Annotated in this window: 10 protein-coding genes and 1 tRNA gene; 2 read left to right on the forward strand and 9 right to left on the reverse strand. The window is 70.1% G+C overall.

The window, feature by feature from the left end; all coding sequences use genetic code 11:
* Nucleotides 1-5: 5 nt before the first annotated feature.
* A tRNA-Leu gene (locus BUE44_RS12170) sits at nucleotides 6-78 on the reverse strand.
* Between the two features lie 191 nt (nucleotides 79-269).
* On the opposite strand from BUE44_RS12170, the gene BUE44_RS12175 reads away from it, so the two are divergent.
* Entirely contained in the window at nucleotides 270-845 is a 576-nt protein-coding gene (locus BUE44_RS12175; RefSeq protein WP_107415691.1) for an ANTAR domain-containing response regulator, read from the forward strand.
* A 67-nt stretch (nucleotides 846-912) separates the two neighbouring features.
* Here the strand turns inward: BUE44_RS12175 and BUE44_RS12180 are convergent, their stop codons facing one another.
* The 6 genes from BUE44_RS12180 to pyk form a co-directional block, all read right to left on the reverse strand.
* Nucleotides 913-1,629, reverse strand: coding sequence for an ABC transporter ATP-binding protein (locus BUE44_RS12180; protein ID WP_073497161.1), 717 nt, complete (start codon nucleotides 1,627-1,629; stop codon nucleotides 913-915).
* Nucleotides 1,626-2,489 carry an ABC transporter ATP-binding protein gene (locus tag BUE44_RS12185; protein WP_073497163.1) on the reverse strand — a complete coding sequence of 288 codons (864 nt, stop codon included), beginning with the start codon at nucleotides 2,487-2,489 and terminating at the stop codon, nucleotides 1,626-1,628. Before BUE44_RS12185 ends, BUE44_RS12180 begins: the two co-directional genes overlap by 4 nt.
* 8 nt (nucleotides 2,490-2,497) lie before the next feature.
* Nucleotides 2,498-4,378, reverse strand: coding sequence for a branched-chain amino acid ABC transporter permease (locus BUE44_RS12190; protein WP_079189693.1), 1,881 nt, complete (start codon nucleotides 4,376-4,378; stop codon nucleotides 2,498-2,500).
* Nucleotides 4,379-4,383: 5 nt separating this feature from the next.
* Nucleotides 4,384-5,313 (reverse strand): branched-chain amino acid ABC transporter permease, encoded by a 930-nt coding sequence (locus tag BUE44_RS12195; RefSeq protein WP_073497165.1) that lies wholly within the window; start codon nucleotides 5,311-5,313, stop codon nucleotides 4,384-4,386.
* Between the two features lie 109 nt (nucleotides 5,314-5,422).
* Nucleotides 5,423-6,685 (reverse strand): branched-chain amino acid ABC transporter substrate-binding protein, encoded by a 1,263-nt coding sequence (locus BUE44_RS12200; RefSeq protein WP_235002075.1) that lies wholly within the window; start codon nucleotides 6,683-6,685, stop codon nucleotides 5,423-5,425.
* A gap of 508 nt (nucleotides 6,686-7,193) precedes the next feature.
* The gene (pyk, locus tag BUE44_RS12205; RefSeq protein ID WP_073497169.1) at nucleotides 7,194-8,630 is read right to left on the reverse strand and encodes a pyruvate kinase; all 1,437 of its coding nucleotides are present in this window, start codon (nucleotides 8,628-8,630) and stop codon (nucleotides 7,194-7,196) included.
* Between the two features lie 290 nt (nucleotides 8,631-8,920).
* On the opposite strand from pyk, the gene BUE44_RS12210 reads away from it, so the two are divergent.
* A complete protein-coding gene (locus tag BUE44_RS12210) occupies nucleotides 8,921-10,747 on the forward strand; it encodes a bifunctional metallophosphatase/5'-nucleotidase (protein WP_073497171.1) in 1,827 nt (608 codons plus the stop codon).
* On the opposite strand, the gene BUE44_RS12215 is transcribed toward BUE44_RS12210, so the two are convergent.
* Nucleotides 10,716-12,170 (reverse strand): lysine N(6)-hydroxylase/L-ornithine N(5)-oxygenase family protein, encoded by a 1,455-nt coding sequence (locus tag BUE44_RS12215; RefSeq protein ID WP_079189676.1) that lies wholly within the window; start codon nucleotides 12,168-12,170, stop codon nucleotides 10,716-10,718. The genes BUE44_RS12210 and BUE44_RS12215 overlap by 32 nt on opposite strands.
* A 23-nt stretch (nucleotides 12,171-12,193) precedes the next feature.
* Nucleotides 12,194-13,588: a pyridoxal phosphate-dependent decarboxylase family protein gene (locus tag BUE44_RS12220; protein ID WP_073497174.1), complete on the reverse strand. Its 1,395-nt coding sequence runs from the start codon at nucleotides 13,586-13,588 to the stop codon at nucleotides 12,194-12,196.
* Nucleotides 13,589-13,692 lie beyond the last annotated feature (104 nt).

The raw sequence follows: 13,692 nt of genomic DNA on the forward strand, positions 1-13,692 counted from the left end.
TGCCGTACCCCGGGTGGGATTCGAACCCACGCTGGATGCTGTTTGAGAGCACTGCCTCTTCCACTGGGCTACCGGGGCCTTCGAAAGGAGGCCTCCGGCAGGCCTCCGTGGTCCAACCTTAGCGGAGCTAGGTAGGCTCTAGAAGCAGCACCCCGCCTGAAACGAGGAGCACCGTGAGCGCCCCCGACGAGTCCGCCGCTCAGCACGAGACGCAGCCCGACGAGAAGTCGGAGCAGTCTGCGCCGTCCGAGCAGTCGCACGTACCTCCACTGACCACCCGGGTCGTCATCGCCGAGGACGAGGCGCTGATCCGGCTGGATCTGAAAGAGATGCTGGAGGAAGAGGGGTATTCCGTCGTCGGTGAGGCCGGGGACGGGGAGACGGCCGTGAAACTGGCCGAGGAGCACCGGCCCGACCTGGTCATCCTGGACGTGAAGATGCCGGTGCTCGACGGCATTTCGGCGGCCGAGCGCATCGCGGGCGAGAAGCTGGCGCCGGTCCTGATGCTGACCGCGTTCTCGCAGCGGGAGCTGGTGGAACGGGCCAGGGACGCCGGGGCGATGGCGTATCTGGTCAAGCCGTTCAGCAAGAGCGACGTGGTGCCGGCCATCGAGATGGCGGTGAGCCGCTTCCAGGAGCTGCGGGCGCTGGAGGCGGAGATCGCGGACCTGTCGCTGCGGCTGGAGACCCGCAAGCTGGTGGACCGCGCGAAGAGCGTGCTGCAGACGAAGTACGGGCTCACCGAGCCGGCGGCCTTCCGCTGGATCCAGAAGACGTCGATGGACCGGCGGATGTCGATGCAGGCCGTCGCGCAGGCCGTGATCGAAGAGGTCGCGGAGAAGTAGCCGCCAGGGCGTACGCGAAGGGGCCGCACCCGCGCCGGGTGCGGCCCCTTCGCGTACGGACGGGGGGTCAGTCCTCGCCGAGGTAGGTCTTGCGCACGCCCTCGTCGTGCAGCAGGTCCTGGCCGGTGCCGGAGATCTTGATGGAGCCGACCTCCATCACATGGGCCTGGTCGGCGAGCGACAGCGCCGCCTGGGCGTTCTGCTCGACCAGCAGGATCGTGGTGCCCTGGCTCTTGAGTTCCACGATGGTTGCCATGATCTTCTGCATCATGATCGGCGACAGGCCCATCGAGGGCTCGTCCAGCATGAGCAGTTTCGGCTGGCACATCAGCGCGCGGCCCATGGCGAGCATCTGCTGCTCGCCGCCCGACAGGGTGCCGGCGGCCTGCCGCCGGCGCTCGCCGAGGATCGGGAACAGCTCGTAGGCGCGCGCGATGTCCTTGGCGATGCCGGCGGAGTCCTTGCGCAGGTACGCGCCGAGCTGCAGGTTCTGTTCGATGGTCAGCCGGGGGAAGATGTGCCGGCCCTCGGGCGAGTGGGCCAGGCCGAGGGAGACGATCTTGTGCGGGGGCATCCTGCTGAGCTGCTTGCCGTCGAAGACGATCCGGCCGCCGATGGGCTTGAGCAGACCGCTCAGGGTGCGCAGGGTGGTGGTCTTGCCGGCGCCGTTGGTGCCGATCAGGGTGACCACCTGGCCGGCCTCGACGGAGAAGGAGATGCCTTTGACGGCCTCGATCTTGCCGTACGCGACGCGCAGGTTCTCCACTTCGAGCAGTGCGGTCATCGGTCGTTCTCCTGCTCACCGGTCGTCGTGGGCCCGTCCCCGGGTGTGCCTTCGAAGGGCTCGCCGAGGTAGGCGGCGACGACCCTCTCGTCCTGCTGTACGACCTCGGAGGTGCCCTCGACCAGCTTCTCGCCCTGGACGAGGACGGCGACCCGGTCGCACAGGTTGAAGATGAACCGCATGTCGTGCTCGATGACCAGGACGGCGACGCCCTGGTCGCGTACCGCGAAGACCAGTTCCTCGGTCGCCCTGGTCTCCTGCGGGTTCATGCCCGCGGTGGGTTCGTCGAGCAGCAGCAGTCCCGGCTCGCTGGCCAGCGCCCTGGCGATCTCCAGCTTGCGCTGCTCGCCGTAGGGCAGGTTGCGGGCCAGGTGGTCGGCCTTGGCGGCCAGGCCGGTGAATTCCAGCAGTTCCATCGCCCTGGCCCGGGAGGCGGCCTCCGCCCGGTGGTAGCCGGGGCCGCGGATGAGCGCGGACAGCAGTCCTTCGCGGGTGCGGGTGTGCCGGCCGACCAGCACGTTCTCCAGCACGGTCATGTTGGCGAACAGCCGGATGTTCTGGAAGGTGCGGGCGATGCCGGCCTTGGTGACCAGGTGCGGCTTGGACGGCAGCACGGTGCCCTGGTAGCTGACGGTGCCCTCGGTGGGGACGTACAGGCCGGTGAGGCAGTTGAAGAAGGTGGTCTTGCCGGCGCCGTTGGGGCCGATCAGGCCGACGATCTCACCGGTGTTGACGGTGAGGTCGACGTCGCGGACGGCGGTGAGGCCGCCGAACCGCATGATGACGCCGCTGGCCTGGAGCAGCGGGCCGCCGTCGGGGGCCTGCTCCGGAGTGGGCTGGTGCGGGATGGTGGTGGTCATGGTGTCCTTCACGCCCCTGCCGTGCCGGCGGAGACGGTGTCGTCGCCGAGGGGGCGCTGGGCCGGTGCGGTGGCGGCGTCCTCATGGAATTCCAGCTGCCTGCGCCGGTTGGCGATGATGCCCTCGGGCCGGAAGCGCATGATCAGGACCAGGGCGATGCCGAAGGCGAACAGTTCGTACCTGGCGAGGAAGTCGAGCTTCTCCGGGATGACGTAGAGCAGTGCCGCACCGAGGATCGGGCCGCTGACCGTGCCCATGCCGCCGAGGACGACGGCGGCGAGCAGGAAGGCGGAGTTGGGCGGTACGGAGCCGGAGAAGACGTACGGGTCGGGTACGACACTGTTGGTGACGTGGGCGCTGACCGTACCGGCGAGGCCGGCCAGGGACGCGCCGAGCGCGAAGGCGACCAGCTTGACCCGGAAGCCGTTGATGCCCATCGCGGTGGCCGCCGTCTCGTCCTCCCGGATGGCGATCCAGGAGCGGCCGATGCGCGAGTCCGCCGCCCGGGTGAAGACCAGCACCACGATCACGGTGATGACCAGCATCAGCAGGTAGTAGTTGGCGAACCGGCCGAGCGTGAACGAGCCGATGTCGTGCGCGGCGCCGAGGTTGTACCCGAAGATCGACAGGTCGGGGATCTGCGCGATGCCGTTGGGGCCGTTGGTGACCTTCGGGCCGCTGACGCCGTCGAGGTTCTTCACGACGATGCGGAAGATCTCTCCGAAGCCGAGGGTGACGATCGCCAGGTAGTCGCCGCGCAGCCGCAGGGTGGGGGCACCGATGAGGACGCCGAAGACCAGGGCGGCGGCCGCGCCGGCCAGGGCGGCGGCCCAGAACGGGAACTGCACGCCGGACCAGATCGAGTACGGGGAGCCGGAGACCAGCGCGGCGGTGTAGGCGCCGACGCCGAGGAAGGCGACGTAGCCGAGGTCGAGCAGGCCGGTCAGGCCGACGACGATGTTCAGGCCGAGCGCGACGGTGCCGACGATCAGGACGCTGACGCCGAGGTTGGCCCAGTGCTCGTTGTTCTGGGCGAAGGGGTACGCGATCGCGGCCAGGATGCCGACGCTGGAGGAGAAGACCCGGTTGTTCCGGGTGAGCTGCTGGAACTGCCGCAGCAGGCCGGCCGCGCCCAGGCCCCAGAAGCCGAACGAGACGACGATCATGTAGCCGAGGAAGATGTCGCTGTAGCTGGTGGCCAGGCCGAAGGTGAGGACCTTCAGGCCGGCGGCGAAGACCACGACGATGGCCAGGCGCTGCAGCCAGACGTTGAGCCTGCGCGGGTCGGGGACCTTGATGTCGGCGTGGGTGGGCCGCAGTTCGCGCAGCCGGCGGTAGCCGGCGGCGACCGGCTGCAGGCCGCCGAGGGCGCCCAGCTCCGGGTAGTCGGCGTCGTCGTCCTCACGCGGGTGGCGGTCGATCGGCAGCGCGAGGGCGCCGGCGAAGAGCTCCAGGCTGCCGATCGCGGCGACGAAGGCGCCGGGGTCGAGGTTGGCCAGGCCGCCGAGCTTGGCGGCGATGTCGATCACCGTGTACCAGGTGGTGCCCAGGGTGCCGAGGGCCAGCAGCAGCACCGAGTTGTGGGAGCGGCTGGGGTTGAGCCAGGACAGGCCCTTGACGCGGAAGGCGCCGAGCGCGACGACGCCGGTGAGGATGGCCGCGATCAGCGTCATGATCTGCAGGCCGCCGGGATACCCGCTGACGGTGAGGTCGCCGGGGAAGTCCGTGGTGTACGTCCACGACATGAACGTCGAGGCGATCGAGACGACGACGCCGAGCAGGGTCAGCAGCCGGGCCGCGTTGAGCGGCAGCGGGATGTACCGCTCGGTCCGGTGGGTGCCGGGGGCGGTGACGGCCATGGCCGCCGCGTTGGTGGAGAGGTCGGTCATCGTGATCACGCCCTGTCCGCGACGCGTTCGCCGAGCAGACCCTGCGGCCTGACCAGCAGGACGACGATGAGCAGCACGAAGGCCCAGACGGTGTTCCAGCTGCCGCCGCCGAGCTTGTCCATACCCGGGATGTTGGAGATGTACGCCGACGCGCACGACTCGGCGATGCCCAGGACGAGCCCGCCGAGCATGGCGCCGTAGATGTTGCCGATGCCGCCGAGGACGGCGGCGGTGAAGGCCTTCAGGCCGGCCTGGAAGCCGATGTCGTACTTGATCTGGCCGTACTTCAGGCCGGAGGCGAGGCCGGCGACGGCGGCGAAGAAGCCGCCGATGGCGAAGGCGATCACGATGATGCGGTTGGTGTCGATGCCCATGAGCTGCGCGGTGTCCGGGTCCTGCGCGGTGGCCTGCATGGCGCGGCCGGTGCGCGAGGTGCGGACGAAGGCGGCGAGTGCCGCCATGCAGACCACGGCGGCGACGACCAGGAAGATGTCACCGCTCTGGATGTCGACGGACCCGATGTGGAAGGGGCCGCCGGGCAGTTGCGGGAAGGTCTTGCCGCTGGTGGCGTTGGGATACCACAGGAAGACTGCCTGCTGCAGTGCGAGGGAGAGGCCGATGGCGGTGATCAGCGGTGCCAGCCGCGGGGCGTGCCGCAGCGGGCGGTACGCGAGTCGTTCCGCGCCCACGGCGATCAGCATGGACACGACGGCGCCGCCGGCCAGCATGAGGGGCAGCGCGGCCCATATGGACATGCCGTCCGGGAGGTTCGTGTAGACCGTGAGCGCGCCGAACGCGCCGGTCATGTAGATCTCGCCATGGGCGAAGTTGATGAGCTGGACGATGCCGTACACCATCGTGTAGCCGATGGCGATGAGCCCGTACATCGAGCCGAGGATCAGCCCGTTGGCCAGCTGTTGCGGCAGGGTGTGCACCGCATGGCCTCCATGTCGCTGGGAGCAGGTGGGGAGCGGGGACGGTGGGGGTGCGGGGGCCGCGCGGCCGGAGGTCGTCCGGCCGCGCGGCCCCTGGTGGTGCGGAGGGTCAGCCGGTGTAGATGCCGGACTTGACGGCGACCCAGTTGCCGGACTTGACCTGGTAGACGGTCAGCTGCTTGTTGGTGGTGTCACCGAACTGGTCGAAGGAGACGTGGCCGGCGACGCCTTCGAGGTCGGTCTTCTGCACGGCGTCGACCAGCGCCTTGCGGGCGTCGGGCATGGCCGGCAGCTTGCCACCGTTGGCGTCCATGACGACCTTGACGGCCTTGATGATCGCCGTGGTGGCGTCGTAGGTGTAGCCGCCGTAGGTGCCGTAGTCGCCCGGGTATCCCTTGGACTTGTAGGCGTTGATGAAGTCCGTGGCCGTCTTCAGCGTGGCGACCGGGACGCCGACCGAGGTGACCAGGTCGCCTTCCGCGGCGGGACCGGCGGTCTTGATGTACGTGGTGGAGTACATGCCGTCGCCGCCCATCAGCGGGATCTTGACGCCGGCGGCCTTGAGCTGCTTGGTGATCAGCTCGGACTCGTCGTACTGGCCGCCGTAGTAGACCATGTCGGCGTGCGAGTTCTTGATCTTGGTGACCAGCGTGGAGTAGTCGTTGTCACCGGTGTTGACGTGGTCGGTGCCGGCGATCTTGCCGCCGAGGCTGCTGAACTTCTCCTTGAAGATGCCCGCGAGGCCGGCGCCGTAGGTCTGCTTGTCGTCGACGACGTAGGCGCTCTTCTTCTTGAGCGTGTTGAACGCGTAGTCGCCGGCGAAGCCGCCCTGGTTGGCGTCGGTGGTGGCGGTGCGGAAGTAGGTCGGGAACGGCCGGACCTTCTTGCCGGTGGCCCAGTCCTTGCCCTGGGTCAGCGCCGGGTTGGTGTTGGCCGGCGAGATCTCCACCATGTTGGCGGTCGCGAAGACCTGCTGCATCGACACCGCGACGCTGGAGTTCAGCGGGCCGATCGCGGCGATGACGTTGTTGTCCGAGGTGAAGGCGGTGGCGTTCTGCTGGCCGGTGGCCGGCTGCGCCTTGTCGTCCTTCGCCTCGATCTTGAAGGTGACCCCGGGCACCAGGTTCTTGGAGTTCGCGTCGTCGACCGCGATCTGGGCGCCGTACTGGAGCCCGAGGCCGGTGGCCGAGTTCTGACCGGTCAAGGGGGCGTCGACGCCGATCACCACGGTGACGTTCTTCGCGGCACTGGTGGAACTGCCGCCTGATCCGCCGGTGCCGCCCTTGTCGTCGCTGCGCGAACCGCAAGCAGTGAGAGTAAGGGCTCCTGTGGTGAGTACGGTGGTCAGAATCAGCAAGGAACGGTGTCGCACGGTCAGTCCTTTCCCCTGGCGCGGCCGTCTCTGATGAGAGGCCGAGTCGCGCGCTGGAACCCGAACTGACAAATCCGGTGGCGCGGTGACTGGCCGTGACTCTAGGCCCGGTTCGGGGAGTGAGGCAGAGGTGTAGGGAAGAGTGTGACTGTCTTGTTATGCCAGTCGGAACATCTTGAGCTTCTCTTGAGATTGAGCACGGCTTATGGGTACATTGCTCCCTTGTCCGGATGCTGAGAACCCGCACTTCCGATACCGCGTAGCCGACTTGTCGCCGGTCACCGGTCCGATCCGGCCCGAACCCGGCGGATCGGGGCGGTCGGAATATCCGCGGGCGCCCGGGGCGGGGGGACCAGAGGTGCCCCGAACGGGTTTCCCTATTGCGCGCGTGTTACGCAGCGTTAATAACGGTCGAATGACATTTCGCGGCGTGCCCGAAAGACCGCGCCCCCGGCGGCTGTTGCCGTCGAGGGCGCGGTGGGGTCAGGACCGATAACGCGATGACGCATTACGCGCGCGGCGCGTCGTCCTCGCCGATGTGGTGGACCCGGACCATATTGGTGGTGCCCGGCATCCCGGGCGGCGAGCCCGCCGTGATGATCACGACGTCGCCCTTCTTGCAGCGGCCGATCCGCAGCAGCTCCTCGTCGACCTGCTGGACCATCTCGTCGGTGGTCTGCACCATCGGGCCCAGGAAGGTCTCGACACCCCAGGTGAGGTTCAGCTGCGAGCGGGTGGCCGGCTCCGGGGTGAAGGCCAGCACCGGGATCGGCGAGCGGTAGCGGGACAGCCGGCGGACGGTGTCGCCGGACTGGGTGAAGGCGACCAGGAAGCGGGCACCGAGGAAGTCGCCCATCTCGGCGGCGGCCCTGGCCACCGCGCCGCCCTGGGTGCGCGGCTTGTTCAGCTCGGTGAGCGGCGGCAGCCCGCCGGTGAGGATGCTCTCCTCGGCGGCGGACACGATCCGCGACATCGTCTTGACCGTCTCGATCGGGTACTTGCCGACGCTGGTCTCGCCGGACAGCATCACCGCGTCGGTGCCGTCCATCACCGCGTTGGCCACGTCGCTGGCCTCGGCGCGGGTGGGGCGGGAGTTGTCGATCATCGACTCCAGCATCTGGGTCGCGACGATGACCGGCTTGGCATTGCGCTTGGCGAGCTTGATGGCCCGCTTCTGCACCATCGGGACCGCTTCGAGGGGCATCTCCACGCCCAGGTCGCCGCGGGCCACCATGATGCCGTCGAAGGCGTCCACGATCCCTTCGAGGTTGTCGACCGCCTGCGGCTTCTCGATCTTGGCGATCACCGGGACCCGGCGGCCCTCCTCCGCCATGACCCGCAGCACGTCGTCGATGTCCCGGGCCGAGCGGACGAAGGACAGCGCGATCACGTCGGCGCCGGTGCGCAGGCCCCAGCGCAGGTCGCGGATGTCCTTCTCGGACAGTGCCGGCACCGACACCGCGACACCCGGCAGGTTCAGGCCCTTGTTGTCGGAGACCATGCCGCCCTCGATGCACATGGTGTGCACCCGCGGCCCCTCGACATCGGTCACCTCCAGGGTGACCCGGCCGTCGTCCACCAGGATGCGCTCGCCGCGCGCCACGTCCGCGGGCAGCCCCTTGTAGGTGGTGCCGCAGATCTGCTGGTCACCCTCGATGTCGTCGGCGGTGATGGTGAACTCGTCACCGCGTTCAAGCAGTACCGGTCCTTCGGCGAAACGGCCGAGCCTGATCTTCGGGCCCTGAAGGTCCACCAGGATGCCGACGCTGCGGCCGGTCTCGTCGGACGCCTTGCGCACCCGTCGGTAGCGGTCCTCGTGCTCGGCGTAACTTCCATGGCTCAGGTTCAGGCGTGCCACGTCCATGCCGGCCTCGACCAATGCCTTGATCTGGTCGTAGGAGTCGGTGGCGGGACCCAGGGTGCAGACAATTTTGGCTCGGCGCATGTGTCGAGCGTATGACTTACTCGTTGGTAGCCGTGACCACTGCGGGCAACTGCCCAACGACGTCTGGATTAACGCTTGTTGACAACTCTCGAACTGCGCGGGCTCCCGCTCGGATGAGCGTTCGGGCGGATCCGGGCGCGCGGGCGCCGCCGGTCCACAGCAGTCGTTAACCTGCAGGGACTGTTGCGCGGGCACCTGTCTGGTCCAGAATCTACGCGCGTTGTGCCGACAGCACGCCCGTGCACGCCGGCCGCCGACGCCGCCTCGCCCGTGACCGTCAAGGAGACGACATGCCGCTCAACCGCAGGGACTTCATCAACCGCTCGGCCGCCACCGGCGCCGGCGTGGCGCTGGCGGGCACCGCGGGCGCGGTCGCCGCGGCCGGTCCCGCGCAGGCCGCCGAGCAGGACCACGGACACGGCCGGCAGCCCAAGACCTTCAGCCTGCGTGTGCTCGGCACCACCGACCTGCACGGACACGCCCTGAACTGGGACTACTTCACCAACGCCGAGTACGACGACGCCACCCACAACGACGTCGGCCTGGCCAAGATCGCCACCCTGGTCGAGCAGGCCCGCGCCGAGAAGGGCCACGACCGCACGCTGCTGATCGACGCGGGCGACATCATCCAGGGCACCCAGCTGTCGTACTACTTCGCCCGCGTGGAGCCGATCACCGGCGCCCGGCGCGGCCCGCGGCACCCGATGGCGCTGGTCATGAACCACCTGAAGTACGACGCCGCCGCCCTGGGCAACCACGAGTTCAACTACGGCATCCCGCTGCTGCGCGCCTTCCAGGAGCAGTGCGACTTCCCGCTGCTGGCCGCGAACGCCGTCGACGCCAAGACCCTCAAGCCGGCCTTCCCGCCCTACCTGGTCAAGGAGATCGAGGTGCACGGCGGCCGCCCGGTCAAGGTCGGCATCCTCGGCCTGACCAACCCCGGCATCGCGGTGTGGGACAAGGCCAACGTGCAGGGCGAGTTGGCCTTCCCCGGCCTGGTCGAGCAGGCGAAGATCTACGTGCCGAAGCTGCGCGCGCTCGGCTGCGACGTGGTCATCTGCACCGACCACTCGGGCCTGGACGGCAGCACCTCGTACGGCGACGCGGTGCCCTACCCGGAGAACGCGTCCTCGCAGGTCGCCGCCCAGGTGCCCGGCATCGACGCGATCCTGGTCGGCCACACCCACGTCGAGCGCCCGCAGACGCTGGTCGTCAACGAGCAGACCGGCAGGACCGTGGTGCTCTCCGAGCCGCTGTACTGGGGCATGCGGCTGTCGGTCTTCGACATCGACCTGGCCTTCGAGCACGGCCGCTGGCAGGTCTCCTCGGTCAGGGCCGAGGTGCGCAACGCCAACACCGTCGCCGAGGACCCGCAGGTCGCCCAGCTGGTGCGGGACGAGCACCAGAAGGTCGTGGACTACGTCAACCAGGTCATCGGCACCTGCACGGCGGCGATGTCGGCGGCGCAGTCCACGTACAAGGACACGCCGATCATCGACTTCCTCAACCTGGTGCAGTCCGACACGGTGAAGGCGGCGCTGGCCGGCACCTCGTACGCGTCGCTCCCGGTGCTGTCCGAGGCGTCGCCCTTCTCACGGACCGCCGCGATCCCCGCCGGGCAGGTCTCGCTGCGCGACGTGGCCGGGCTCTACGTCTACGAGAACACCCTGCAGGCCAAGGTCCTCACCGGCGCCCAGGTCAAGGACTACCTGGAGTGGTCGGCGGCCTACTTCGTGCAGACCGCCCCGGACGCCCCGGTCGACGTCACGAAGCTCACCAACGCCAAAAACACCCCCGACTACAGCTACGACGTGCTCAGTGGCGTCTCGTACGACATCGACATCTCCCAGCCGGTCGGCTCGCGGATCGTCGACCTCACCGCGGGCGGCGCCCCGATCGACCCGGCCGCGCAGTTCGTGCTCGCGGTGAACAACTACCGCGCCGGCGGCGGCAGCAACTACCCGCACGTGGCCGCCGCCCCGCAGGTGTGGTCCAGCTCCGACGAGATCCGCAACACGATCATCGCCTGGGTGCAGGCCCACGGCACGATCGACCCGACGACCTTCGGCGGCGACCAGTGGCGGCTCACCCGCGCCGGAGTGCCGCTGTTCTCGTAGGCACGTCGCAGGCGCCCACGCCGTCGAGTCCGAAGGTGGTGAAGGCTGTTCTGGCCGGCAGCGGATAGTGCTCCGCGCCGGTCAGCAGCCCGGTCAGGTCGTTGAGGATCACCGCGGACCGCCAGGCGGCAAGGCCCAGGTCCGGGGCGCCGACGCCATGGGTGTGGCGTTCGGCGTTCTGGACGTAGATCCGGCCGGTGATCCGCCGGTCGAGTTCGAGCCGGTGCCGTGCGCCGATCCGCGGGCGGCCCGCGGAGTCCCGCAGCACGTACGGGTGCAGCGGCCCGAGCAGCTGGTCGAGGGGGCGCTCACGGTAACCGGTGGCGAGCACCACCGCGCTGGTCACCAGCCGGGTGCGGGTGCCCTGGTCGGCGTGCTCCAGGTGCAGCTCGATGCCGGTGATGCCGATCCGGCCGGCGGTGCGCACGCTCACCCCGGGGGTCAGCACCGCGTCCGGCCAGCCGCCGTCCAGGGTGCGGCGGTAGAGCTCGTCGTGGATCGCGGTGATGGTCTCGGTGTCGATGCCCTTGTGCAGCTGCCACTGCTGCGGCACCAGCCGGTCCCTCACCTGCTCGGGCAGGCCGTGGAAGTAGCGGGTGTAGTCGGGCGTGAAGTGCTCCAGGCCGAGCCGGCTGTACTCCATCGGCGCGAAGGCCGGGGTGCGCGCCAGCCAGGTGACTGCCTCCCGGCCCGCGGGACGGGACCGCAGCAGGTCGAGGAAGACCTCGGCTCCGGACTGCCCGGAGCCGACCACCGTGATGTGCTCGGCGGCCAGCAGCCGCTCCCGCTGCGGCAGGTAGTCCGCGGAATGCACCACGGGTACGGTGGGCGCCTCGGCGAGCGGCCGCAGCGGCTCCGGTACGTAGGGAGCCGTGCCGACGCCCAGCACCAGGTGCCTGGCGTACGTACGGCCCAGGGCCTCGGCCTCGCCGTGCGCGTCGAGCTGGGTGTGGTCCACCTCGAAGTGGCCGGCCGCCGCGTCCCAGCGGACGGTGTCGACCTGCTGCCCGAAGTGCGTGGACGGCAGCGCGTCCGCGACCCAGCGGCAGTAGGCGTCGTACTCGGCCCGGTGCACGTGGAAGCGCTCGGCGAAGTAGAACGGGAAGAGCCGCTCGCGGGTCTTGAGGAAGTTCAGGAACGACCAGCGGCTCGCCGGGTCGGCGAGGGTCACCAGGTCGGCGAGGAAGGGCACCTGCAAGGTGGCGCCGTCGATCAGCAGCCCGGGGTGCCAGTGGAAGTCCTGCCGCTGGTCGTAGAAGGCCGCGGTCAGCCCGGGTACGGCGTCGGCGAGCGCGGCCAGCGACAGGTTGAAGGGGCCGACGCCGACGCCCAGCAGGTCGAACGGCTCCTGCTGCTGCGGCCTCTCGGCCGCCGGGTCCGGTTCCTGTTCCTGCGCCTGCTCCGGTGCGGTCGGGGCGTTCATCGGTGCTTGGCCTCCCTTGTCGGTCACGGCGCCGCCCGGGTCTGCCTGGCCTGCGCGTCGGTCACCAGCCTGAGCAGGGCGTCGAGGTCCTGCGGGCGGATGTGCGGGTTGAGCAGCGTCGCCTTGAGCCACAGCCGGCCGTCCGCCGACGCGCGCCCGAGCACCGCCCGCCCCTCGAACATCAGGTCCCGCCGCAGCGCCGCCACCTGCTCGTCGTCGGCGCCGGCGGGGCGGAACAGCACGGTGCTGATCTTCGGCGGCGCGTGCAGGACGAGCGCCGGGTTCCGGTCGACCGCGGCGGCCAGCTGGTGCGCGTGGCCGCACACCGTGTCCACCAGCGCGCCCAGGCCCTCGCGGCCCAGCGCCCGCAGGGTGACGGCGATCTTCAGCACGTCGGGCCTGCGGGTGGTGCGCAGCGAGCGGCCCAGCAGGTCGGGCAGCCCGGCCTCGGTGTCGTCGGTGGCGTTGAGGTAGTCCGCCTGGTGCCCCAGCGGGCGCAGCGCGGCGCCGTCGGGTACGGCCAGCAGGCCGGCCGCGACCGGCTGCCAGCCGAGCTTGTGCAGGTCGAGGGTGACGGACACGGCCGACTGCACGCCGTCGAGCTTGCCTGCCTCGTGCCGGCTGAACAGCAGCGGGCCGCCGTAGGCCGCGTCCACGTGCAGTTCGGCGCCGTGCCGGGCGGCGGCCTGCGCCAGCTGCGGCAGCGGGTCGATCGCCCCGGTGTCCGTGGTACCCGCGGTCGCCACGAGCAGGGCGCGGCCGGGGAGTTCGTCCAGGGCGGCGTCCGCGCGGGCCGGGTCGAGCACGCCGGCGGGGGTGTCCACGACGACCGGGCGCGGCAGGCCGAGCAGCCACGCGGCGCGCTGCACGCTGTGGTGCGCGTTCGCCCCGCACACCACCTGCACGCGCGGCCCGCCGGCCGCTCTCTCCCTGGCCAGCAGCAGGGCGAGCTGGTTGGACTCCGTCCCGCCGGTCGTCATCAGCGCGTCGGGGGCCGGCAGGTCCGGGTAGACCACCGCGGCCAGCGCGGCGGCGACCCGCACCTCGATCTCGGTGGCGGCGGGTGCCTGGTCCCAGGAGTCCAGCGACGGGTTGAGCGAGGCCGCGGCCAGTTCCGCCGCCGCGGCCAGGGCCAGCGGCGGGCAGTGCAGATGGGCCGCGCAGTACGGGTCCGCCGGGTCCGCGGCGCCCCGCGCCAGCTCCCGCACGAGGGTGTGCAGCGCCTCGTGGCCGCCGGTCCCCTGGCTCGGCAGCGGCCTGCCCAGCGCCCCTGCGACGCGCCGGGCGGTCTCCTTGGGCCCGCCCGCCGGCAACGGCCCCCCGCGGGCGACGGCGCCCTCCTCCAGGGCGCTCAGCACCGTCTCGACCAGGGGCCGCAGTTCCGCCGGCCCTTGCCGGCCGCCCGCCAGGCCGGGCATCTCCTTCAACCGTCCTCCACGTTTCCGTTGCTCCCCCCAGCACAACGACCCACTCCGCGTAGCGGTACGCCCTTTTCCCCCGGGGCGGGGGACGCCTGCCGGGA

This window comes from Actinacidiphila paucisporea (assembly GCF_900142575.1).
GTDB classification, from domain to species: Bacteria; Actinomycetota; Actinomycetes; order Streptomycetales; family Streptomycetaceae; genus Actinacidiphila; species Actinacidiphila paucisporea.

Excerpts from the sequence above, each read along its gene's own strand:
- BUE44_RS12210 (WP_073497171.1), top strand. The coding sequence starts at position 8,921 with ATGCCGCTCAACCGCAGGGACTTCATCAACCGCTCGGCCGCCACCGGC.
- BUE44_RS12180 (WP_073497161.1), bottom strand. The coding sequence starts at position 1,629 with ATGACCGCACTGCTCGAAGTGGAGAACCTGCGCGTCGCGTACGGCAAG.
- BUE44_RS12215 (WP_079189676.1), bottom strand. The coding sequence starts at position 12,170 with ATGAACGCCCCGACCGCACCGGAGCAGGCGCAGGAACAGGAACCGGAC.
- pyk (WP_073497169.1), bottom strand. The coding sequence starts at position 8,630 with ATGCGCCGAGCCAAAATTGTCTGCACCCTGGGTCCCGCCACCGACTCC.
- BUE44_RS12190 (WP_079189693.1), bottom strand. The coding sequence starts at position 4,378 with ATGACCGACCTCTCCACCAACGCGGCGGCCATGGCCGTCACCGCCCCC.
- BUE44_RS12185 (WP_073497163.1), bottom strand. The coding sequence starts at position 2,489 with ATGACCACCACCATCCCGCACCAGCCCACTCCGGAGCAGGCCCCCGAC.
- BUE44_RS12220 (WP_073497174.1), bottom strand. The coding sequence starts at position 13,588 with ATGCCCGGCCTGGCGGGCGGCCGGCAAGGGCCGGCGGAACTGCGGCCC.